We start from the raw sequence: 21,824 nt of genomic DNA, 5'->3' as shown, positions 1-21,824 counted from the left end.
TGTATCACATTTAATTTAATATGTGATACACCCTGATAACAACACCCTTGAAGTCGTTTACCTTCTTTAATTTAACTGACTTGCTCATAGATTGGTTGCCATTTTGGCAAGTCTTTTATTTCTTTTATAAACTGTCAAACACATCACAAATTGACATGGAATTCCAATCATTCCTCTTTTTTTTGTTTTTCATCATCTTCACTATGAGCTAGCTTTAGTTATAGTTAAAATCGCTCTCTAGCTTGATTTTATCCTTATTTGTTTCACAATTTAATGTGGGGTTACACCCCTTAATTTAAGTAAATAAATGATGGGTTACACCCCTTATTCTTATATAAATTGATGATGGGTCACACCCCTTCATTCGTCTGGCGTTGGGGATGAGGGTCAGGGGGCTAGTACCGCTGCGCGGAAGTCAAAAGTCAAAAGTCAAAAGTCAAAAGTCAAAAAGCTGATTACAGCAATTTTCGGGTAAATAGACCACATTGTAGAGACGCGCCATGGCGCGTCTCTACAGAGATTGAAATGAGTGCAGATGTGGTTCATTGATTTGAAAACCGCTGTAAGTGGGCTTTTCGCTGCTTTGGAAGGGTAGCTTTATTTCCGCTGCGCTGTACTAGGGTGTTAGGTTTTGTATTTGAGTCAACTGAGAAAACTATAGATAAGGATGACCTTATCTACCCAGAAAGCTTATTCCCCGTCTCTCACCAAAACCTTCTCAAAGACAATCGAATCAATCCATACATCTGAGTTGAAAATCAGTTCTCCCACCCGCCGATACCCTCGGTTTTGATAGAATGACAAGAGCTGGTGATGCGTTTTTACTGCATCCAACCGCACAGCGTGATAACCTTGCTCGGTGGCGAGTCTCTCAATAACTTCCATACACCACATCCCCAGTCCTTGTCCTTGCCAAGTTGGAAGTATTGCTAGTTTATATACGTACACAGCAGGAACATTTAAGACTTGCCAAATAATCTTTCCATACTTGATATAGGTTAATGGAACCTCTGCCGTCATCTCCAGTGTAAAGGTGCCAACTAGATTCTCACCCACTGTAAGTGCATAAACCTCATGCTTATCTGCGTCTTGAAGCATTTGCTCAAGTGGATAGATTGGTGATAACCAGTGATGAAGCCCGAAGCGGTTTTTCAAGTCGAAACCGCATGCCAATATGATTTGGTGAAGCGATGGCACATCAGGCGCATTAACACGATGAATAGCCGGTTCCATCTTCCCTATGTCTTGGTAATTCGTGATTGAAACCGATGATTATGAATGACAAATGAATAATTTGTATTAATTCTTGCGTAAGATTGAAGACAATGGAGTATGTTTGCGTATATCTAACATACTTGCTAAAGATTCTTTATCCTGACCCATTGAGACGCTTTGCTCTGGTGATAAAACTGTGACTACGGGTTCTGTTTTATCTGGCATGACTACAACGGGTGTCCTTGCTTGTGATGACTCAAAAACTGGGAGATTTTGGGAAGACGGGGGTTTTATTCTTGGGCGATGTTTTGCGAAGTGTGCTTGATAGCGATTGATATGATTCTTGACCTTTTGACGCTGCGCTGGACGGTTTAGCAGTAGGAATAATATTAAGCTACCACTAGCACAACTTAGAGCAATAGCAGCCACTATCCATAAAGGTGTAGAATTGGTTGTTCCAGAGGGTGTTTTAATTGGTTCGACAACCTCAGCTTCTGCTATTTCTGCTTCTTCCGGTTCCATACGCCCTGCATAACTCAGGCTGTACAAGGCAAGGGAACTTGTACCTAAAAAAATCACTAACAAGCCAGTTGGCAATAGCCAAGGATAATGTATATGCAGATGTAGCAGAGGATTCTTGCTCCCTGTTCGTTCTGGGATTCTCTTCTGGGACTCGGGTATAGGTGCTTCTGCTGGGGATAACGGCTGCTGTACACTCTGGGTATTTTCCATAGTTGCCTTACTAATTTGTACCCTTCAGTTCTTGATTGTACTGAAGGGTTAACGATGATAGTATCCGTAGAAACATATCCTATTTAAGTATATTTTTTTTAACAAAAGCTACTCAATCCGATATTTTTCTACTAGAAATTGGTCACTTTTTATACTATTCCCAGCATAAATACTGTAAATCAGTTCTCCTCTTCCTTTGTTGGGACAGAATGTCTCTCAAGAGCAAGTTGGATTAATTTATCAACTAATTCAGGGAAACAGACACCGCTATGCGCCCAGAGTAGCGGATACATACTTGTTGCTGTAAAGCCTGGTAAAGTGTTGATTTCGTTGATGAAAACTTCTCCTGTGGCTTCTACGTAGAAAAAGTCTACCCTTGCTAATCCAGCAGCATCAACGGCTGCAAACGCTTGCAAAGCCATTTCCTGAATTTGATAAGTTACAGCTTCGGGTACGGGTGCTGGAATCAGTAAATCTGCCTTGTCTTGTGTATATTTACTTTCATAGTCATAAAAATCTGTTTCGTAAGTGATTTCACCTAGAATTGAAGCTTTAGGAGTATCATTTCCTAAAACGGCACATTCTAATTCTCGTGCTATAACTCCAGCTTCCACGATTATCCTGCGGTCGTAGCTGGCGGCGTTATCCAATGCAGCTTCTAATTCTTGCTGCGATCGCGCTTTGGCAATGCCTACCGATGAACCCAAATTCGCAGGCTTAACAAAGCAGGGATAGCCCAAAGTTGCCTCAATTTCATCACAAAGTTTGGGAAAAACACAAGGATTCGACCAAATTTGCGTTCTATTTAACGCCATATATTTGACCTGCGGCAATCCTGCTTGGGCAAAGACTGTTTTCATAACAATTTTGTCCATTCCCACCGCCGAACCTAACACTCCAGAACCAACAAAGGGGACTTGCATTAAGCTGAGTAATCCCTGTATTGTGCCGTCTTCACCGTTGGGACCATGGAGAATAGGGAACCACACATCGACTTGTGCAACTTGGGAAGGATATTGCCAACGGTTAGGAGGTTGAGGTTTGGTCACTGATAATTCATGATCAGGAGTAGAATCCGGCGATTGCAGAGGTGTTCCTGATTCTAAGACTTGTTGCGGTACATCCCCTGCTAACCAACGTCCATCTTTCTGGATATAGAAAGGCAATATTTCATATTTATTAACATTTTGCTCATCACTCAAGGCTCTAGCGATCGCCCGTGCGGAACTTATAGAAACTTCATGCTCTCCCGAACGACCACCAAAAAGCAATCCCACCCGCAGCTTGGTCATCTGAAATACCTCTGTCACACGTTAAATTCAGATAGCCTAGCACAACGAGCGGGAGTTACTCCAATTTTCATGCCAGTAGCGCCCAATTGTTACGGGGGTAAAACCCATACGAATGAGCGCTAGCTTGTCAACGAAAAAGCTTTCCACTAACATCAAGCGCGTGAATTTAGTCTACATAATCTGTTGTAATTTCAGACTTTTCAGTGTTATTTGAAGTGATTGGACGGCTACCATCTACCTCAAGAGTACCCTCAACTTGAAACTTACTCTTAGCAATTGGACGTTGACCGTCTATATAGAGAGTATCCCTAACCTCTAAATCACTCTTGTCAATCGGACGCTTACCGTCTACAGCTATGATATCATGATCCTGAAAATTGCTCTTGGCAATTGGGCGCTGACCATCTATATCAATTGTTTCCTGAATCTGAATATCACTTGAAACAATTGGACGTTGACCATCTATGTCGTAGGTATCTTTAACCTCAAAAGAAGTTGGATCAACCGGACGTTGACCATCTATGTCAATTGTTTTAGGAATTGGTTTTGATTCGTTAGATGATGGCTGAGAAATAATGTTCGCTTCAGTATCTGTTGTATTCTGAGCCGAATTATCTTTGTTTGTGTTATCCATGCTTTTTGCTTATTATTTTTTTGAACTCGTAATACTTCTTATACTTATCATGACTGGAGACAGCGAATGAGGTTTGCGCTGGACGACTGTGCATGAATTCGCTTGTGCAGTTCAGCTAGGAATTAATACAGCTTCCGGCACTTCCACGGGTTCACCCGTTAAACTAAAAGCACGAACTTCGGTAATTCTTACTTTAATCAACTGACCTTTCAATTCCTTGATATCCCCAATGAAGAAGGTGAGACGATTTCCACGAGTGCGTCCCATCAGTTGAGTTTTGTCTTTGGAATTTTGGTCTTCTACCAGCACTTCTTCAATGCGTCCCATGTAACGGTGCGATCGCTCGGCTGCTTTAATATTAACGAGATGATTGAGCCGTTGCAGGCGATCGCTCTTCACCTCTTCACTCAATTGTTCATCCCACACCGCTGCTGGTGTTCCCGGACGTGGCGAATATGCGGCTGTATTCAATAAGTCAAAGCCAATATCTTCTACCAGTTTCAGAGTGTTTTCAAACTGTTGTTCTGTTTCTCCTGGGAAACCCACAATAGCATCAGCACTAATTGATGCATCCGGCATATACTGCCGAATTGTTTCAATGATCCGGCGATATTTCTCGTGAGTGTAACCCCGACTCATCCGTTTTAATACTTCGTTATCCCCAGATTGAAAGGGGATATGGAAGTGTTCGCACACTTTGGGTAATTCTGCACAAGCTTTGATTAGGCGTTCGGTGAAATAACGCGGATGAGATGTCGCAAACCGAATCCGCTCAATTCCGGGCACATCATGTACATAATAAAGCAAATCTGTCAAGGTGTGCAGATGGCGACCTTGTGGCGTCACTCCTGGTAAATCCCGCCCATAAGCGTCAATATTTTGACCCAGTAGGGTAACTTCTTTGTAACCTTGTCGCCCTAGTTCTGCCATTTCTGCCCGAATTGCTTCTGGTGTACGAGATTGCTCAACACCTCGTACATTGGGAACGACACAGTAAGTGCAGCGTTCGTTACAGCCGTAAATCACATTCACCCAAGCGGTCACAGTGGTATCTCGTCGCGGCTTGGTGATATCTTCCATAATGTGGACTGGCTCAGTTGCGACAACTTGGTTGCCATCAAACACTTGTTGTAGCAAATCTTTCAAGCGGTTGGCGTGTTGTGGTCCCATCACCATGTCTAATTCTGGCACGCGCCGCAACAATGCTTCGCCTTCCTGCTGGGCAACACAACCTGCAACAATCAAGGTAAGGTCTGGTTGCTCGTGCTTACGTTTCGCTTGTCTACCGAGATAAGAATATACTTTTTGTTCAGCATTATCCCGAATACTGCAAGTGTTGTAAAGAATGACATTTGCATCATTCGGGTCTTCTGACCACTCAAAGCCCATGTCTTCTAAGATGCCAGCCATCCGCTCTGAGTCGGCTTTGTTCATCTGGCAACCGAAGGTAGTAATGTGATAGCGACGGGGTGAAGTGGTCATGGTTAACTATACAGAAGAATAAATAGCGTATTACCTTGATAAATTATAAATTTTTCTCATCTATCTGGTTTGATAGGGCAGCCTGCTCATTCAGCCAGCCTGCGCTACTACTCGACCACCCAAAATTGTCGGTGAAGATAGACACGGGGACGCGGAGGCTGTGGTGGAATATTACGTAAATAAACGTAATCTTTGTACAAATTTCACACTACTTAGATTAGGTTGTGCCAAACTTGTGCAGTTACAGGTTGTATCTCAGTTGGAATCTGGAGATCGAGAAAAACGATGAAAACAGCAATATTTGGAGCCGCTTTGACCTTGGTTAGCCTTAGTCTTCCAGCACTAGCCGCTACCACAGACCAATACCAATTCAAGGGGGAGAACGCTTCTGCCTCGTTTTATCAGTATGATGGCTGTAGCTCGACCTCCGTCTATGTTTATGCTTTTGACAATATCACCAAGAGTGAACCAGGCGCTCCAACTTCCCAAAAAGAAGCTAACCTGTACTATTCCAACTATAACTACTGCAACGGAACAGGGTCGTCTGGTTATGGGTCTAGTCAAAGTGCAACTTTCACAATCAACAATTCACTGAAATCTGCCACTTTGAAAGGCACCTTCACAGTCACTGATTATTCCTCAGGGAATACCAAAACCGCAGACGTAGATTTGACGTGGACGGGTACAGGTGATACATATCGTGGCAACTACCACAGCCACTCTCAAGGACCAGGTTACACCTCAAATTATCGCTCCGCCGGTGCCTATCGTGACGCTGAGGTATCGGGTAGCGTGACTTTGGATAACACAAACTTGATTGCAAATCTTTCCAGTTCTGGTTCTCTCGGTTCCTCTAACAGTGGTTCCCTCTACATTACTAGAAAGTAGATAGTAGTTTGATGGGGAAAACTTCTTCGTTGCTTCGTTTGGGTATCAAGGAAGTTTTCCCCATATTTTGGCAAACATTAAGCTCCTTTCCAAGTACCGTGGAAGCTGTGAGGAATAACGCTGGGTAGTCCTAATCTGCAAAGGGGTTCCTCATCTAGCTTATCGGCATCAAACACCCAAACTTCACTCCTATCAGAATTGCCATCGTAGACAACTGTGATTATCCATCCCTGTTCAGGATTTTGAGGATTTGGGGCATATATAGGTTCCGAGGGATAGCGATTTTCGCCGCAGTCAGCAATGGTGAGGGTGTCAGTTTTGTGGTCGAAACGGGCGATCGCCCCAAATATCTCTTTCCTATTATCCACCCCTTGGCGATGCACGGTGAGATAAGTATGGCGAGTCCTGTATCCCTGGTCTTGCGGTGGTACAATCGGAAATTCACAATGGCGATCCATGATTTCCTGAATTGCTTGTACCTGACCCGCTTTAGGGTCAAGCTGTACTCGCCATAGTGTACTCACAGCTGGGGTGTGAGTCTCGCCTGTTGCTACTTCCCTAAGATATTGGTTGGTTTGAAAGTCTTCATAGCGCGCGACATCGACAATAACCAATCCACTATCATCTACGTATCCATTACCGAAATGCCACTGATACCAAGGTTCAGTTTCGCCACGGCTGACCAGAGATAGAGTTTCGCGGTCAAAGACAAGAAACTGAGTCCCTAGCTGCGGTTTCCACTCAAAAGAATCACCGTAGCAGCTAAATCCACTTAACACTGGTAGGGCATTTAATCGCAGTGGAGGAAGGAAAAACACTAGGTATTGCCCAGCTAGGACAAAATCATGTATCAAAGGGAAACCATCAAGTTCAAACGAGGTTTTTTGCAGAACTTGACCTGTAGAATCGCTCTTGTAAATATTTAGTACCCCATTCAATCCAGGAGAAATGCCAAAGTTAAAAATCGAGCCAGATTTGGGGTCAACTTTGGGATGAGCGGAATAAGGCAATCCATTATTCAACGCTCCTAAATCATCCTTGCCCAAAGTGTGGAGCGTTTGCAAGTCGAGGGCGTGGGGGTTGTCGCCTTCCCAAAGTGCTAGTAATTTATCTGGTAACGCCAGCACTGAGGTATTAGCAGAATTCTTAATTGGTTTGAGCCATTTATTCCAAAATGGTCCCGGTGCAGTCATGCCATAATTGCCATAAAGCAGTTTACCTGCTGCTGCTTCTTCTTTGTAACCATCCGTTTGTACGTAACGATAAACTCCAGTTACACCTGCATCGGTAAAATGCACACCAAGAATTGCACCGTCTCCATCAAACCAGTGTCCCACGCCGATACCACCGCGCTCTAGCTGCGCCACACCATTGCGGTAGAGTGTACCGCGTAAGCCTTCAGGTATTTTGCCAGAGAGAATTTGCAGTTGAGTGGGGGAGAATTCCTTTGCGGGTTGGGCAAGGGCTTTTGCCCAGGTGTTTTTAGTTGACTTTTTCTCAAGTGTGTGCATTAGGAGTTTAAAGCTGTGTCAACGAATAAAGCATTACATAAACTTGATTGTTATTGCAATTTCGTTACAATACCTCTTCCCAAGGGATAAGTTATGTTGAACCACACAGGCACTCAGTACAGCGTTTTAATTTGTAGTAAGTGCTTTAGCGCTCTTCGTGCTAACTACAAACGCACCAGTAAGGAACCATAGCTATTTAGATCTTGTCTCAAATATTGCCGTCAAGACTGAGTCAATCTTTTTTCAAATCTTTTCAGCCTTTTGGTATTGTCAAAAAACTCGCTCAAGAGCAAAAATAATGACCAGCACAGATGGAGCACATTTGGTGTTAAAAAAAAGGCCCCTGTATAATCAGGGGCTGGGCTGTTACGTATCAACTAGGATGATTCCGAGAAACGGGCGCGATCGCATTGATTTGCGTCTGTCGATCAGGTGATAGCGATCATCGCTTGCGGCGCTGGACTTTGCTCTAACGCCTCTAAGACTACGCTTTGCGTGATAGCCTTATAAAAAAGCCTTGATCATCTGCCTGCGATTAGACTAACAAAAAATAAAAAAGCACCAGCTAAAAGCTGGGCTTGGTATAAGTCGTCAAACTAAAGATGACTAAGTGAAATAATACTTTTCCCTTATCCAAGTTGTTGCCAATTTGGCAGATTTAGCAGTTCTGAGCAGACGTTCGTGTTTTTAGTTGCCCGGAACTAACAACATTCGCTCCTCAATATCTTCCCAGGTTTTGGGCGACACCCGCACTGCTGCTTCTTTGCATTGGATGATCAGGTAATTGGCGTAAAAATAATTATCTAGTGCCTGCAATTCTTGCTTAGATAAATTGACCATTTCTAAGGTAAGATGAAATGCATCAAGCCAAGTTTGTAGCAGGCGTTTAAAAAATGCTCGGCGCAGTTCTTGAGGCTGTTTATCATCAGGAATTTGAGCTTTAAGTTCTGTGAGTCGGGCAATCAGCACTGAGAAGTTGACAGCTTTGAAAATTTTTATATTTTCCAAATGTTTCGCCTGCTTAATAAACTCATCGATGGCGTTGGCGTTGGCGTTGGCGTTGGCGTTGGCGTTGGCGTTGGCGTTGGCGTTGGCGATGGCGATGGCGATGGCGTTGGCGATGGCGATGGCGATGGCGATGGCGTAGGCGATGGCGATGGCGATGGCGTAGGCGATGGCGATGGCGATGGCGTAGGCGTAGGCGTAGGCGTAGGCGTAGGCGATCGCACGTTTGCCCACAGGTTTAATATCCCCTTGCGATCCAGCAGTTTCCTGTTCTGCCCATCTCAGTAAGTCTTGCAACTTAGAAGTATTGATATACTTTTGAACTTCTTTTTCCATCGCCAACAGCAACTCATCTGCCCCACCGGGCATTAAACCAGCCACAAGTAAAAACACTTCTTTCCAACGTTCATCAGTTAGGTGTTCACGCACCAATTTTTCAACTTGCCGATGGTCATCAATATATTGTGCTGTTAAATATTCTTGCAGTGTCAAATGGGAGAATGAGTAAATACCCTCTGCCCGTTCTACTAAGACCCCATGTTGTACTTCAATTGACCTGAGAACATCTTCCCCACGAGTAAACTTCTCATCGGGTAGCATTTCCTTCAGCAGGTTTTCAATTTTGTCGGCAATTTCCCGACGCGGCAAAAATAAGCGGTCTTCTTGAAAAGCATCATGGGCAATTTCCGAAAGCATCATTTCCTTACGTTTAGTATCCAGACCCTTGTAAAGGTCTTCTTGAGGAATGCTTTTTTCCGCTGCCCATTCTTCTAATAAAACTCGCAATGCTCTTTCATAAAGTGTCGCTCGGTTTGTAGGAAATTTGCGAGAACGTTGATAAAGTAAACATATTAATGTCAGCAATAATGGTGTTTGAGTTAGCTCTTTTGCTGCTGTGTGTTCAGGGCTATTTAGTTTTTCCCAGCAGTCTTTACCTGTATTTGGTTCACTTCGGAACCAATTGTTAATAAAGTTTTCAATTTTCACGTCGTCAAAGTCTGCTATTGCGACATCTGTAAACCTGCGAAAATTGTGGCGATAAGCTGCTACCCTACAAGAAGCGATAAAGCGATTTTGATCGTAGCGGTCAACAAAGTTTTGAATTTGGCGAATAGCCTCATTCATATTCTTTGTGGGTACTTCATCTAGTCCATCCAGCAAAACCAGTAATTTGCCTTGTTCTAACGCCCTAGTTGTAAATTGTTCAGGTGTGGGAAAGCCACAATTACCAAACTCCTCAGCAATTTTTTGTTCAATATTGATTTCGCTAGAAGCAAAGCCTTTCAATTCAATAAAAACCGGGATACATTCATGCTTGAATGCCTTTTTCTTCCCCTTGAGTGCTTCCAGTCCCATCCGTCGTAAAAATGTGGATTTACCTGCACCTGGTCCACCAAGTACCATCAAGAATTGCTTTTCATTAGCAACTTTCAGTCCATCTTTTTTTACGCAATCTTGCGTCTGAAAACTCCGTTTTTGAGCTTGGCGATAACCCTCTGCTAAAGTATCAATCGATTCAAAACTACGGAGAGCCTGATCATCCAAAAATTGCACAGCAGTATACACCGATTCTAATTCCACAGGCTGCCGCATACCTAATACTTTCAGGATGCCATGACGCTCTTTGTAGTTCTTTTCATACTGCTGAGATACAAACTTGATGTGTTGGATTCGTTCATCCAAGTTTTTACCAAAAAGACCGAGAACCCTACCTCCGCCTCCCCAGATAGTCTGGAAAATGGGGACAGCTACACCACTAACTGCTTGAGTGAGTAATCCTGTGATTAATGGTTCAGCGCCTGTCATAAGGATATGGGCGAATTAATAAATGAAAACTTAATTGTTATAATTTTAACGCTTATACTAAGTTGAATTCAAAAACCTCACCCCGCCCTCCGGGCACCCCTCTCCTTAGCAAGGAGAGGGGCGGGGGGTAGTTGCAGCTATGAACGCAACTCGGTATTAAACCACCGCCGCTGTCGCCTTCAATTCCAAAATCTTGTCAATCACATCTTCTACAACCTTATCTGGCGTAGAAGCACCAGAGGTAATTCCGACGACAATTTCCCCATCTGACAACCAGTTTTCTGTGACTTTCAAATTGCCATCTAATTCCCGATGTTCAATGCGATTTCCTGATAGAATTCGCGCTTCACTATCGATGTGATAAGAAGAAATTCCTCGCTCTACTGCAATCTGTTGCAACTGTGTGGTATTCGATGAATTAAACCCACCAATGACTATCATTAAGTCTACTTTTTGTTGTACTAACTCCAACATTGCGTCTTGGCGTTCTTGGGTTGCATCACAAATGGTATTGAAGCTTTGGAAATGGTTATTCAATTCAGTGGGACCATACTTTTGCATCATCGTCCGCTCAAACAGTTTCCCTATTTGCTCGGTTTCACTTTTGAGCATTGTGGTTTGGTTAGCAATACCTACCCGTTCTAAATCTTTATCGGGGTCAAATCCAGCGGAGCAAGCTTTACTGAATTTTGCTAAGAATTCCTCCCGGTTTCCTCCATTCAAAATATAGTTAACAACATATTCTGCTTGCTGCATATTTAGCACAATCAGATATTTCCCAGCAAAGGAACTCGTAGCAACAGTTTCTTCGTGCTTATATTTACCGTGAATAATTGATGTGTAATCGACTTTTTTGTGCTTTTCAACAGTATTCCAAACTTTAGCAACCCAAGGGCAAGTTGTATCAACAATTTTGCAACCTTTCTCGTTCAGCAACTGCATTTCTTGAACACTTGCCCCAAAAGCTGGTAAAATAACAACATCACCAGACTCGACAACAGAAAAGTCTTTTTTACCTCCTTCAACGGGGATAAATCCTACTTCCATTTCCAGCATCCGCTGATTGACAGAAGGATTGTGAATTATTTCATTCGTAATCCAAATGCGTTCCGTGGGGAAGTGTTTGCGAGTTTCATAAGCCATCGCTACAGCACGTTCTACACCCCAACAAAACCCAAAGGCTTGCGCTAGCTGGATGGTGACATCTCCCCTTTGCAGAGTGTAGTTGTTATTGCGAATTTCCTGAATCAAATTGCTTTGATACTCAGACTGCAACTGAGTCGCAACTTCTGCTTGATGACCAAATCCTTTACGATGGTAATTTTCTGAATGTTGCAGAGAACGTTTAAAAGCTTTGGTATCCATTGTTTTTTCTTTTTCGTCTGAAATTGCCATTTTTTATTGTCTCGTGCAAAGACGCAAATTAGGACACGGAGATGTTTTGCTTCTTTGCGTCCCCGTGTCTTCCCCTGTGCGCGTCAACAATCAGGGGTGTAAGGGGGTAAGGGTGTAAGGGGGTGTAGGGGGAAGAAGCGAACAAACTAATCCATGTGAATTATTTTTTTCACTTACACCCATACACCCCACACCCATACACCCCTAAACCCCTATACCCCCAGTCTTGGTCAGCGAACACGCTGTGCTTGCAGTTGCATTTGACTATACAACTGTAGAGCAGAACTCCAAACCAGATAACCTTGTGAATTTAGATGTAACCCATCAGTACTGAGTTTAGGACGCAGAAGACCTTGCTTGTGAGCAAACAACGGATACAAATCTAAATATTTCACGCCTTCTTTTTGGGCGATCGCTTGCAATTTCTGGTTCAATCGGCGAATACGACTATTGGAAATCTCCAAAAGTTTTTCTCGCCCTTCCCAAGTTGCGTCTTCTCCTCCATGCGGCAAAATCGACTGCACAACGATTTGCGTCTGTGGATGCACCTTTTTGAGATAACGCATAATTTGCCGCTGATTTTTTAAAATTGTCTCATCACTGACCCCTCGAATCAGGTCATTGATGCCAATCATCACAAAAATTGTTTCTGGTTGGGTGGAGTCAAATAATTCTAATCTTTTTAATAATCCTGTACTAGTTTCCCCAGAAAGTCCTTGATTTAACCAAGTTCTATTTTGGGGTAATAACTCAGCAGGAAACCACAGACTCAAAGAATCTCCCACCAGTATTGTTAAATGCTGAGGTCGCTTTTGGGCAGCTACTTTGGCTTCTTGTCTAAGAACGTCTACCCATTGCTGATAATTCAGTTTGTGACGCGAACCTAACTCAGGTGTAACAGCTTGACCTTGACTGTCGGGCTTGAGTTGTGCAGGGGAAGTTTCTGTCGCAAAAAAAGCGGTCAATCCCTGCTGTCGATAAATGAGCAGGGCGATCGCTAACATGAGAACAATGTTGGTTAGTAGAGAGAAAAATGCCCAGATTGGAAAGGTTTTTGCAGGATTAGACACGAGTGGCTAGACTTACCAAATCTTTGACTCAGATCAAATCCTACTACTTGCTGCTGAGATTGACGCGCTCTCCGAACTCCTCGTTGTAACCTTCTTCACCATGTTCGTTGATATCCAAGCCTTGGAATTCAGCTTCTTCTTTGACTCGCAGACCAACTGTGACATCGATAAGTTTCAAAATGATCCAGGTCCCAACCGCAGCGATGATGTAGGCAACAACAATTGCTCCGATTTGTGTGATCATCTGACCTGGATTGCCATATAACAAGCCATTTTTCCCTGCAGAGTTGACTGTTGTGGTAGCAAAGATGCCTGTGAGAATCGCTCCCACTGTACCGCCGACGCCATGCACGGGAAATGTATCTAAGGCATCATCAATTTGCAACTTGTGCTTGAAGCTAACGGCATAGAAGCAAACAACAGCAGTCATGCTACCAATTAAGATTGCTGCCACTGGCGTGACAAATCCTGCTGCTGGGGTAACGCCCACCAAACCTGCCACTGCTCCTGTAGCTGCCCCAACAGCCGTTGGTTTGCCGCGCAATGCCTTTTCCAGAATCAGCCAGGTTAGAGCCCCTGCTGCCGCACCAGTATTAGTGGCAACAAAAGCGGCTGTTGCCAATGCACCAGAAGCCAAGGCACTACCAGCGTTGAAGCCAAACCAGCCAAACCACAGCAAGCCTGCGCCCAGCAAAATGAAGGGAACATTGTGAGGAGGGCTGAGACGGTCAGGATAGGTTTTGCGAGGTTTGAGGACGATCGCGGCTACGAGAGCAGAAACGCCAGAACTAATGTGGACGACTGTGCCGCCAGCAAAGTCAAGCGCACCCCAGCCACCATATAAGCCTAACAATCCACCTTTAGCCCAAACCATATGGGCAAGGGGGCTGTAAATAAATGTTGACCACAGCAAGACAAACAAAGAGTAAGCGGTGAAGCTCATCCGTTCTGCGATCGCCCCAGAAATCAGTGCTGGGGTGATAATGGCAAACATGGCTTGGTAAATCATGAATGCCTGATGGGGAATAGTCGGAGCATAGGAAAGCACCTCAGCGGGATTTGACCCCTTGAGATAATCGGTGACTTCGTATCCGACACCATTCAAACCAAACCACTGCAATCCACCGATGATGGCGTTCCCTGGAGCAAAGGCGAGGCTATAGCCCCATAAAATCCAGGTAACGCCTACAATTGCCATCAGTACAAAGCTCATCATCAGGGTATTGAGGATGTTGCGCGATCGCACAAATCCACCATAGAAAAACGCCAGTCCGGGTGTCATCAGCAGCACCAAGGCAGATGAGAGCAGCATAAACGCTGTATCAGCAGCCGTTTGAGCATTAGAAATCGCCGCGTTAACATCATTGGGTGCAGCGAAGACCTTGCCCATCAAGGGTCCACCCAGAAGTAGTAGGGTCATAACCCCAATGATCAAAACTTTTTTCAACACTTGTTTTTGTTCCGAAGCACCAACTAGTTTGTTAGGTATATAGATTTGAGCATTGTTTAATACTCTTATTCCGTATGAAATGTTACGAAATTTTGACTTACTGGAAAGTTTAATAAAAAATATACTACTTTTTATCGTTGTCAAGATTGATGATTTTGTGTATATCAACAAAGCAATACAGTACAGAAAACCGCAGTAAAAGACCCGCCCCCTCTATGAAAGGCAACAGTAGAAGAGGGCGGGTATATAGTATGACCAAGAAAGAATCATCCGTCAGAACACAGAACTCAGAATGTTAAACGCGTTTTCTGCGTGGCTTTATTAAGAGTTCTGGTTCTGTGAGAACTGGTTGCAAGCAAGCGAATTGATTCGTGGAAAAAAAGAAGTTTTCCTCGTTCAAATCAAGCGGATTCCATCCGTGGGGATATTCTGATTACTGAGTTCTGTGTTCTGTGTTCTTCTTAATAATCAGTAGGAGAATCTAACGACTGAAAACTTATAAAGTTGTGGGTAAATCTCCTGTACGCGAAACGCCAGTACTATGGCTACCTGATTCGGTAAATCCATTAGCGCCAGCTTCTTTAAGGAATCCGCTGTAAGCCTCCATACCGTGTTCGCCGATATCTAAGCCTTCAATCTCCTCTTCTGGTGAGACTCTGATACCTAAAGTTGCCTTGAGTGCTAACCAAAAGATGGTGCTGAGGAGAACGGTTATCCCACCAACGGTGAGAACACCAAGCAACTGAACAAAGAATGGTCCCAAGCCACCTCCTGCGAATAAACCCTTGGCAGGACCAAGACCGTCAGTATACCAGGGGAATTTTGCTACACCAGGACCAACAGAGAACAGTCCCACTGCCAGAGTACCCCAGATACCGCACACCAAGTGAACTGAGGTCGCTCCCACTGGGTCATCAATACGGATTCTGTCAAAGAAGGTGACAGCGAAAACGACCAAAATTCCGGCAATTAGACCAATGATGAAAGCACTGCCGAGAGTGATGTAGGCACAAGATGCCGTAACACCAACCAAGCCAGCCAAAATACCATTAATAATCATCGAAAGGTCTGGCTTGCCTAAATACAACCAAGCTGTCACTGTAGCAGCAATACCACCAACAGAACCTGCTAAGTTGGTAGTTAAGGCAATGTGAGTAATGGCATTCGCGTCAGCAGCCATTGTTGAACCGGGGTTGAAACCAAACCAGCCCAACCACAAAATTAAACACCCTAAGGTGGCAATGCTCATGTTGTGACCAGGCAAGGCAACGATTTGCCCATCTTGATATTTTCCAATACGTGGTCCGAGGAATGCTGCACCCATCAAAGCTGCCCAGCCACCCACAGAGTGAACGACTGTAGAACCAGCAAAATCGAAGAAACCTCTTTGTGCTAGCCAACCACCACCCCAAATCCAGTGTCCGGTAATGGCGTAGGCAATACCAACAAGTAAAAGGCTGAAGATTAAGAAGTCAACAAACTTAATTCGTTCAGCAACCGCGCCAGAAACAATCGTTGCTGCTGTTCCGGCAAACACGAGCTGAAATAAAAACTTCGCAGCCAGTGGTACGCCAGCCCATTTCAGAGCGCTGAAAACGCCTTTATATGCATCTGCTGTTGCGGGACTGTTGTCTGCACCTTGGAGGAAAAACCCATTCAATCCAATAAACCCATTGCCATCGCCAAACATCAAGCCAAAGCCAATCGCCCAAAAAGCAACGGTGGCGAGAGCAAATACAATCAGGTTTTTAGCAAGAACGTTGACAGCATTTTTCTGGCGACAGAAGCCGGTTTCCAACATACAAAAACCGGCGTTCATAAAGAACACCAAAAATGCGGCGATCGCTACCCAAAGAGTGTCAATCGCAACTTTGAGTTCGGCTGTGGTTGGTCCTGCTGGAGCAGGGGTTTGAGCCACTGCTGCACAACCCCATGCCAATACGATTAGACAAGCTATGGGGATACAGGCTTGCCAGCTAGGAGACAACCGCTTTATGACAACATTCAATTTCTTGACACTTGAGCTATATTGTGCTGCATTACCTAGCAATTTTGGTGAACGCTGCCTATTTTTTTTTCTTGATTTGTTTTTGTTTGTGATTTTTATCATCTTGCTCTCAACCATCCTGAATCGGAAAAACACGTTGAGTATGAATAGTTAACGCCTGAACCTAAACAAGCCGTTTTTGATATTTGTGATTCAGGCTAGCTGTCTGCTTAAACTAACTGATTTTCATTATCAGTAAACGGTTGTTTGAAAATCAGAATATCAAATCACCTAGTTAACAGTCATGAAACTGATGCTACCTCTGTATGGGAATATTCTTAAAAAATTATTATGTACTTTCCGAAACAGTCAAGTCTACTTCATTAGCTCTTTAAGAATTATCTTTTAAAGGAGTAAATACTCCAAGGAGTCAATTCATCCTCGCAAGATAGCCTCTAAAGTGTCTCGTTATCACGGCAACAGTCTTTAGTGACGCATAATGAGTGGTTTTCGCGAAAAAGTCAAAATTTAACCAGCAAAATAACAAGTTTTCTTCTCCTTGCTATTACATTCTTCTTTTTACCTCTTCTTGGTGGTTTTTACGTCCTGAACAGGAAGGCTTTAATACTGAGCCGTTATCATTCTTCAACTATATTCCAAAGCACCTATAAATATTTCTTCAAAACTAAAAGACATCTGGTGAAAAACAATGTAGAGACGCGCCATGGCGCGTCTCTACAAGAGTTATGGACAACACACAATTAATTTCTGGAGATGTCTAAAGAATATAAAAAAATCAATACGAAGAAAGAAAATTAGCGATCTTGACATTCTGTAATTTTCAATACAGTTTTTTTTCTAAGCTTTCAAATTAAGTACTCTTGTTACTTTGTAGCTATTCCTCAATAAGAATGTAGAATAGTCAAACATTATTAAAAAAATCATAAGTTGTCATTCACAGATAACCTTGATAAAGTAGATAGTTTGACTCAAATTACTCTGCTGATTGCATTTTCCTGAGATATTGCTCATAGCCAAGTTGTTCTAGTTTTGCTTGCTTTGCCACTACTGTTTCTGACAAGCTTTGACGATACTTTTGTACTTTCTCTAATAATTCCGGTTTATGAGTTGCCAGAATTTGTATCGCCAAAAGACCAGCATTTTTAGCATTACCTATAGCAACAGTCGCCACTGGTATACCAGCAGGCATTTGTACTATTGAATACAACGAATCAACACCTTGTAAGTGACGGCTAGGAACAGGAACACCAATAACAGGAAGCGGGGTTAAAGATGCTACCATTCCTGGAAGATGAGCAGCACCACCAGCACCAGCGATAATGACCTTAATGCCACGTTGGTGAGCAGATTTGGCATATTCCACCATACGTTCTGGAGTACGATGGGCGCTGATAATTGCTACCTCTGTGGCAACACCAAATTCTTCACAAACTGCGATCGCACCTTGCATGGTTGGTAAATCCGAATCGCTACCCATAATGATGCCGATAAGAGTCATAGGAGTGGGGGAGTGGGGGAAGTTGGGGGAGTACGCGATTTTTGATTGATCATCGCCGATTGCCTCTAAAATCAGGTCAGATTGAACTATCTTCTTGCTGACGTGATGACCGAAGCAACACGAAGCCCCATTGGTACTCATGTAGACATTATCAACGCTCGAGTACCCAGTTACACAGATTTGCAGATGCTCTCAGTTAACCCACAGGGCATAGTTGAGCAAATCCTGCCAATGTCTAAACTCCTCAAGCGGGTTCCGCCTGTTGACTTGCAAGTGTTGGATGTTGGTGGCGACTGGATTTCCTTAGGTGGTGTGGATTTGCAAATTAACGGCGCGTTGGGATTGGCATTTCCCGACTTATCAGGGGAAAATGCTCACCAACTCGTAAACATCTGTCAATTTTTGTGGGATGCGGGGGTAGACGCTTTTTTACCTACCCTGGTTACAACTTCGGTAGAAAATATTCAGCGTGCGCTTGCTGTCATCGCTGATTTTATGAACCCCTCTCAATATGGCGAGACAGGTAGTGCCAAAATTCTCGGAGTGCATCTAGAAGGACCATTTTTGAATCCTCAAAAGCGTGGCGCGCACCCAGCCGAATACCTATTACCACTCAAGCTCGAAGAAGTCAAGCGAGTTTTGGGCAATTACGCCCATGTTGTGAAAGTCATGACCCTAGCACCAGAGTTAGATCCAACTGGTGAAGTGATAACTTATTTGCGTTCTTTAGGTATCACTGTGAGTCTAGGACATTCCCAAGCCACAGCAGCAGAGGCGCAACGTGCTTTTGAACTAGGTGCAACAATGGTGACTCATGCTTTTAATGCTATGCCACCATTACACCACCGTGAACCTGGTTTATTGGGAGCAGCAATTGTCAATCCTTGTGTTGTGTGTGGTTTCATTGCTGATGGTCAGCACGTCTCGCCAACAATGCTGCAAATTTTACTACGCGCCAGCACTCCTCCCCTTTCTCAAAACAACGAAGGGGAGATACCCGAACAAGGGCTTTTCCTTGTCAGTGATGCCCTTGCGCCTCTGGGATTGCCTGATGGAGTGTATCCTTGGGATAATCGGCAGATTGAAGTGAAGAATGGAACTGCACGCCTCCCAGATGGAACTTTATCGGGGACGACTTTACCTTTATTGGTGGGTGTGCAAAATTTAGTGAAGTGGGGAATATGTGACGTACAAAGAGCAATCGCACTTGCTACTATTGCACCACGAAGTGCAATCAGTTTATCGGCAATTCTCTCTGGTGCTTCTGCAAGTCAGCTATTGCGTTGGCATTTGGATGAATCTACAAAAGAACTTTCATGGCAGCGGTTGTTCTTCAGCAACGAATAAAGAATAGACCTGTTGCAAAAGTCAATAAGATGGAAATCAAACCACAGATTAACACAAATGGACACAGATGAGGAAACTGCCGTGGTGAGGCAGTCCGGTCTTGGGGGTTTCCCCCAGGAGGAACTGCCGAAAGGGTTTTCCCCCGAGTCCCACAAGTGGTGTGCAAGTGTCCGTTGAATTATCTGTGTTTATCTGTACACCAGTCGCCACAACGGGGGGAACCCCCGCAAGGCGCTGGCTCGTCCATCTGTGGTTCCAAAATTCATAGATTAATTGTGGGTTTGACAGATAACTCATTTGCCACATATTCCGTTACTGGGATTCGCACACATGGTAATTTTATGGATTGGGGAACCTTGAAAATTAAGTTTCATGAACGTAACCGACGATAAAACAATTGTAAAAGAATATTTCAATTCCACTGGCTTTGACCGCTGGAGACGAATCTACGGTGATGGTGAAGTCAACAAAGTCCAGTTAGATATTCGCAATGGACACCAGCAAACAGTGGATACGGTATTAGGCTGGCTCAAAGCTGATAATAATTTGGCAGGTCTATCAATCTGCGATGCTGGGTGCGGTGTGGGTAGTCTCAGCATACCCTTGGCGGAAGCTGGAGCAAAGGTCTACGCCAGCGATATTTCTGAAAAAATGGTAGAAGAAGGCAAGGAAAGAGCCTTAACAATCGTAGGTACTGAAAATCCTACATTTGCTGTACAGGACTTAGAAACGTTAAGCGGTAGCTACCATACAGTGATTTGCTTGGATGTTCTCATCCATTACCCTCAGCAAAAAGCAGATGAGATGATTTCTCACCTCTGTTCTTTAGCACACTCACGCCTCATTCTCAGTTTTGCACCGAAAACCTTTGCCTTGAGTTTGTTAAAGAAAATAGGTAGTTTCTTTCCAGGTGCTAGTAAAGCGACTCGCGCTTATTTGCACCGCGAGGCTGATGTAGTGAAAATTTTGGCAAGAAATGGCTTTAGTGTGCAACGCCAGTCTATGACTCGAACTCGCTTTTATTTCTCTCGCTTATTGGAAGCAACACGCCAGTAAAGTGAAAATCCCAACATGATATAGCGCTTTGCAATTGGGTAAGGTACACAAAGAAATAATGAACCACAGATGGACACAGATGCACACAGATAAATTTGTACTTCATTCCAGTGAGAAGCGCTATAAGTCGGTTGGGGGTAGAGTGTAGGGGAAACGAAGAGGACACGGGGATACACCAAACACGAGGAGTGTGTTTGATAAATTCAGGACTTACGCAACTGGCACACATATTTTCTGGTATGAGAGTCAAGGGTCAAGGGTCAAAAATCAAGGTTTTTGGAATGCGTGACTTTTGACTCTGGACAACCTCCAAAGAAAAAAATATGGCACTTGCGTAAGTCCTAAAATTCTCCGTAGTCTGTTTTCCCACACCCTTTTCCCATTGGAAGCTCTTGGAAAGTGAGGTTAGAATCACAAGCAAGGTTTAAATCAGAAAAATACAACTATGAAGACTGCTGAAAAATTGGCTGCGGGTTGGTTGCTTACACTCGGATTCATGTTTCTATCTTTATCAGCCTCCGCAGTCATGCAGAAAAATGATATGCAGAAGGATACTATACCAAATTGGAGATCAGTTGAACATGTTCTAGATATTCGTAATGAAGCTGCCATTAATGTACTGGATAACACTGCATTGCATGGTCTAATTTTTGGTGTACCTACATCAGTACTGGGAGTATGGCTAGCATTGGGAGTATACCGTCAAAGTCAGCAGGAAACAAAGGCGATAAAAGCACAGGCAAACGACCAGATGCAATCCACCTTTTATCGCATGATTCAAGAAAATAATGGGCGCATCACTCTTTTAAGCTTTGCTATGCAGTCACAGCTACCACCAGCAGATGCAAGGCAATATCTCGATGAGCAAGCTAAATTATTCAATGCTAACTTTAAGGTAAGTGAAGAGGGGGGAATCTCTTACGATTTTTATGTTTAAAGAGCAATTTGGCAAAAATTGTCTAACCCCATGATGCAGATTTTTTTGAGCATAGCCGCCATTTTAGGTGGTTTATCTGTTGCCGCAGGTGCTTTTGGCTCTCATGCTTTAAAGGAGAGAATAAGTGAGCGTTCCTTAGAAATTTTTGAAGTCGGCGCTCGTTACCAAATGTATCATGCTCTAGCACTGCTAGTCGTGGCACTACTCCTGAGTCGTATCGAGTCACCTCCGCCTACCCTTTTAGCAAGTGGATGGCTGTTCATCATTGGTATTGCCATTTTCTCAGGTAGCTTATATGCTCTGAGCTTAAGTGGTGTTAAGTCTTTAGGAGCAATTGCGCCACTGGGAGGAGCAGCATTTATTGCAGGTTGGGGTGCTTTAGCTTTTGCCGCTTGGAGTTTGAAATCATAAAAATTATGAATTGTAAATTATGAATGATACAAAATTTCATACTTTACAATTCATAATTCGTCTCATAAAGGACAGCCTTCTCCTGTC

18 protein-coding genes are annotated in these 21,824 nt (G+C 43.7%); 5 read left to right on the top strand and 13 right to left on the bottom strand.

Annotated elements, in window-relative coordinates:
• Window positions 1–690 precede the first annotated feature (690 nt).
• The 5 genes from MAS10914_RS32280 to miaB form a co-directional block, all read right to left on the bottom strand.
• The gene (locus MAS10914_RS32280) at window positions 691–1,233 is read right to left on the bottom strand and encodes a GNAT family N-acetyltransferase (protein ID WP_017318246.1); all 543 of its coding nucleotides are present in this window, start codon (window positions 1,231–1,233) and stop codon (window positions 691–693) included.
• 66 nt (window positions 1,234–1,299) lie between these two features.
• On the bottom strand, window positions 1,300–1,947 hold the full coding sequence (locus MAS10914_RS0122695; RefSeq protein ID WP_017318245.1) for a hypothetical protein: 648 nt from the start codon (window positions 1,945–1,947) through the stop codon (window positions 1,300–1,302).
• Between the two features lie 179 nt (window positions 1,948–2,126).
• The gene (locus MAS10914_RS0122690) at window positions 2,127–3,239 is read right to left on the bottom strand and encodes a D-alanine--D-alanine ligase family protein (protein ID WP_017318244.1); all 1,113 of its coding nucleotides are present in this window, start codon (window positions 3,237–3,239) and stop codon (window positions 2,127–2,129) included.
• 166 nt (window positions 3,240–3,405) lie between these two features.
• Window positions 3,406–3,873 carry a hypothetical protein gene (locus MAS10914_RS0122685; protein WP_017318243.1) on the bottom strand — a complete coding sequence of 156 codons (468 nt, stop codon included), beginning with the start codon at window positions 3,871–3,873 and terminating at the stop codon, window positions 3,406–3,408.
• Window positions 3,874–3,984: 111 nt separating this feature from the next.
• The gene (gene miaB / locus MAS10914_RS0122680) at window positions 3,985–5,355 is read right to left on the bottom strand and encodes a tRNA (N6-isopentenyl adenosine(37)-C2)-methylthiotransferase MiaB (RefSeq protein WP_017318242.1); all 1,371 of its coding nucleotides are present in this window, start codon (window positions 5,353–5,355) and stop codon (window positions 3,985–3,987) included.
• 285 nt (window positions 5,356–5,640) lie between these two features.
• Here miaB and MAS10914_RS0122675 point away from each other — a divergent pair, with 285 nt between their 5' ends.
• Window positions 5,641–6,243 (top strand): hypothetical protein, encoded by a 603-nt coding sequence (locus MAS10914_RS0122675; RefSeq protein WP_017318241.1) that lies wholly within the window; start codon window positions 5,641–5,643, stop codon window positions 6,241–6,243.
• Window positions 6,244–6,320: 77 nt separating this feature from the next.
• On the opposite strand, the gene MAS10914_RS0122670 is transcribed toward MAS10914_RS0122675, so the two are convergent.
• From MAS10914_RS0122670 to purE, 7 genes are all read right to left on the bottom strand, one after another.
• Window positions 6,321–7,754, bottom strand: coding sequence for a carotenoid oxygenase family protein (locus MAS10914_RS0122670; protein ID WP_017318240.1), 1,434 nt, complete (start codon window positions 7,752–7,754; stop codon window positions 6,321–6,323).
• 687 nt (window positions 7,755–8,441) lie between these two features.
• Window positions 8,442–10,565 (bottom strand): NACHT domain-containing protein, encoded by a 2,124-nt coding sequence (locus tag MAS10914_RS0122665; protein WP_017318239.1) that lies wholly within the window; start codon window positions 10,563–10,565, stop codon window positions 8,442–8,444.
• 156 nt (window positions 10,566–10,721) lie between these two features.
• On the bottom strand, window positions 10,722–11,930 hold the full coding sequence (locus tag MAS10914_RS0122660) for a 4-hydroxy-3-methylbut-2-enyl diphosphate reductase (protein WP_026082749.1): 1,209 nt from the start codon (window positions 11,928–11,930) through the stop codon (window positions 10,722–10,724).
• 260 nt (window positions 11,931–12,190) lie between these two features.
• On the bottom strand, window positions 12,191–13,030 hold the full coding sequence (locus tag MAS10914_RS0122655) for an SGNH/GDSL hydrolase family protein (RefSeq protein ID WP_017318237.1): 840 nt from the start codon (window positions 13,028–13,030) through the stop codon (window positions 12,191–12,193).
• A 43-nt stretch (window positions 13,031–13,073) separates the two neighbouring features.
• A complete protein-coding gene (locus MAS10914_RS0122650; protein ID WP_269635073.1) occupies window positions 13,074–14,450 on the bottom strand; it encodes an ammonium transporter in 1,377 nt (458 codons plus the stop codon).
• A gap of 526 nt (window positions 14,451–14,976) precedes the next feature.
• Window positions 14,977–16,590, bottom strand: coding sequence for an ammonium transporter (locus tag MAS10914_RS0122645; RefSeq protein WP_017318235.1), 1,614 nt, complete (start codon window positions 16,588–16,590; stop codon window positions 14,977–14,979).
• 871 nt (window positions 16,591–17,461) lie between these two features.
• Entirely contained in the window at window positions 17,462–17,986 is a 525-nt protein-coding gene (gene purE, locus MAS10914_RS0122640; RefSeq protein WP_026082748.1) for a 5-(carboxyamino)imidazole ribonucleotide mutase, read from the bottom strand.
• A gap of 105 nt (window positions 17,987–18,091) precedes the next feature.
• Between purE and nagA the strand changes: the two genes are divergently transcribed.
• The gene (gene nagA / locus MAS10914_RS0122635) at window positions 18,092–19,333 is read left to right on the top strand and encodes an N-acetylglucosamine-6-phosphate deacetylase (protein ID WP_017318232.1); all 1,242 of its coding nucleotides are present in this window, start codon (window positions 18,092–18,094) and stop codon (window positions 19,331–19,333) included.
• A gap of 48 nt (window positions 19,334–19,381) precedes the next feature.
• On the opposite strand, the gene MAS10914_RS34555 is transcribed toward nagA, so the two are convergent.
• A complete protein-coding gene (locus MAS10914_RS34555; RefSeq protein WP_156818220.1) occupies window positions 19,382–19,630 on the bottom strand; it encodes a hypothetical protein in 249 nt (82 codons plus the stop codon).
• Between the two features lie 75 nt (window positions 19,631–19,705).
• Between MAS10914_RS34555 and bchM the strand changes: the two genes are divergently transcribed.
• The 3 genes from bchM to MAS10914_RS0122620 all read left to right on the top strand — a co-directional run bounded on the left by bchM (window position 19,706) and on the right by MAS10914_RS0122620 (window position 21,737).
• Window positions 19,706–20,389, top strand: coding sequence for a magnesium protoporphyrin IX methyltransferase (gene bchM / locus MAS10914_RS0122630; RefSeq protein WP_017318231.1), 684 nt, complete (start codon window positions 19,706–19,708; stop codon window positions 20,387–20,389).
• Between the two features lie 445 nt (window positions 20,390–20,834).
• The gene (locus MAS10914_RS0122625; protein WP_017318230.1) at window positions 20,835–21,326 is read left to right on the top strand and encodes a hypothetical protein; all 492 of its coding nucleotides are present in this window, start codon (window positions 20,835–20,837) and stop codon (window positions 21,324–21,326) included.
• Window positions 21,327–21,356: 30 nt separating this feature from the next.
• The gene (locus MAS10914_RS0122620) at window positions 21,357–21,737 is read left to right on the top strand and encodes a DUF423 domain-containing protein (RefSeq protein WP_017318229.1); all 381 of its coding nucleotides are present in this window, start codon (window positions 21,357–21,359) and stop codon (window positions 21,735–21,737) included.
• Window positions 21,738–21,824 lie beyond the last annotated feature (87 nt).

It is taken from the genome of Mastigocladopsis repens PCC 10914 (assembly GCF_000315565.1).
Lineage (GTDB): Bacteria > Cyanobacteriota > Cyanobacteriia > Cyanobacteriales > Nostocaceae > Mastigocladopsis > Mastigocladopsis repens.
The sequence above is the reverse complement of the archived record's forward strand: the minus strand, read 5'-3'. Positions and strand labels throughout refer to the sequence as shown.

What these genes read in the sequence shown, in the direction of transcription:
- MAS10914_RS32280 (WP_017318246.1), bottom strand. Translation starts at nt 1,233, where the DNA reads ATGGAACCGGCTATTCATCGTGTTAATGCGCCTGATGTGCCATCGCTT.
- MAS10914_RS0122695 (WP_017318245.1), bottom strand. Translation starts at nt 1,947, where the DNA reads ATGGAAAATACCCAGAGTGTACAGCAGCCGTTATCCCCAGCAGAAGCA.
- MAS10914_RS0122690 (WP_017318244.1), bottom strand. Translation starts at nt 3,239, where the DNA reads ATGACCAAGCTGCGGGTGGGATTGCTTTTTGGTGGTCGTTCGGGAGAG.
- MAS10914_RS0122685 (WP_017318243.1), bottom strand. Translation starts at nt 3,873, where the DNA reads ATGGATAACACAAACAAAGATAATTCGGCTCAGAATACAACAGATACT.
- miaB (WP_017318242.1), bottom strand. Translation starts at nt 5,355, where the DNA reads ATGACCACTTCACCCCGTCGCTATCACATTACTACCTTCGGTTGCCAG.
- MAS10914_RS0122675 (WP_017318241.1), top strand. Translation starts at nt 5,641, where the DNA reads ATGAAAACAGCAATATTTGGAGCCGCTTTGACCTTGGTTAGCCTTAGT.
- MAS10914_RS0122670 (WP_017318240.1), bottom strand. Translation starts at nt 7,754, where the DNA reads ATGCACACACTTGAGAAAAAGTCAACTAAAAACACCTGGGCAAAAGCC.
- MAS10914_RS0122665 (WP_017318239.1), bottom strand. Translation starts at nt 10,565, where the DNA reads ATGACAGGCGCTGAACCATTAATCACAGGATTACTCACTCAAGCAGTT.
- MAS10914_RS0122660 (WP_026082749.1), bottom strand. Translation starts at nt 11,930, where the DNA reads ATGGATACCAAAGCTTTTAAACGTTCTCTGCAACATTCAGAAAATTAC.
- MAS10914_RS0122650 (WP_269635073.1), bottom strand. Translation starts at nt 14,450, where the DNA reads ATGACCCTACTACTTCTGGGTGGACCCTTGATGGGCAAGGTCTTCGCT.
- MAS10914_RS0122645 (WP_017318235.1), bottom strand. Translation starts at nt 16,590, where the DNA reads ATGATAAAAATCACAAACAAAAACAAATCAAGAAAAAAAAATAGGCAG.
- purE (WP_026082748.1), bottom strand. Translation starts at nt 17,986, where the DNA reads ATGACTCTTATCGGCATCATTATGGGTAGCGATTCGGATTTACCAACC.
- nagA (WP_017318232.1), top strand. Translation starts at nt 18,092, where the DNA reads ATGACCGAAGCAACACGAAGCCCCATTGGTACTCATGTAGACATTATC.
- MAS10914_RS34555 (WP_156818220.1), bottom strand. Translation starts at nt 19,630, where the DNA reads ATGAGTTATCTGTCAAACCCACAATTAATCTATGAATTTTGGAACCAC.
- bchM (WP_017318231.1), top strand. Translation starts at nt 19,706, where the DNA reads ATGAACGTAACCGACGATAAAACAATTGTAAAAGAATATTTCAATTCC.
- MAS10914_RS0122625 (WP_017318230.1), top strand. Translation starts at nt 20,835, where the DNA reads ATGAAGACTGCTGAAAAATTGGCTGCGGGTTGGTTGCTTACACTCGGA.
- MAS10914_RS0122620 (WP_017318229.1), top strand. Translation starts at nt 21,357, where the DNA reads ATGATGCAGATTTTTTTGAGCATAGCCGCCATTTTAGGTGGTTTATCT.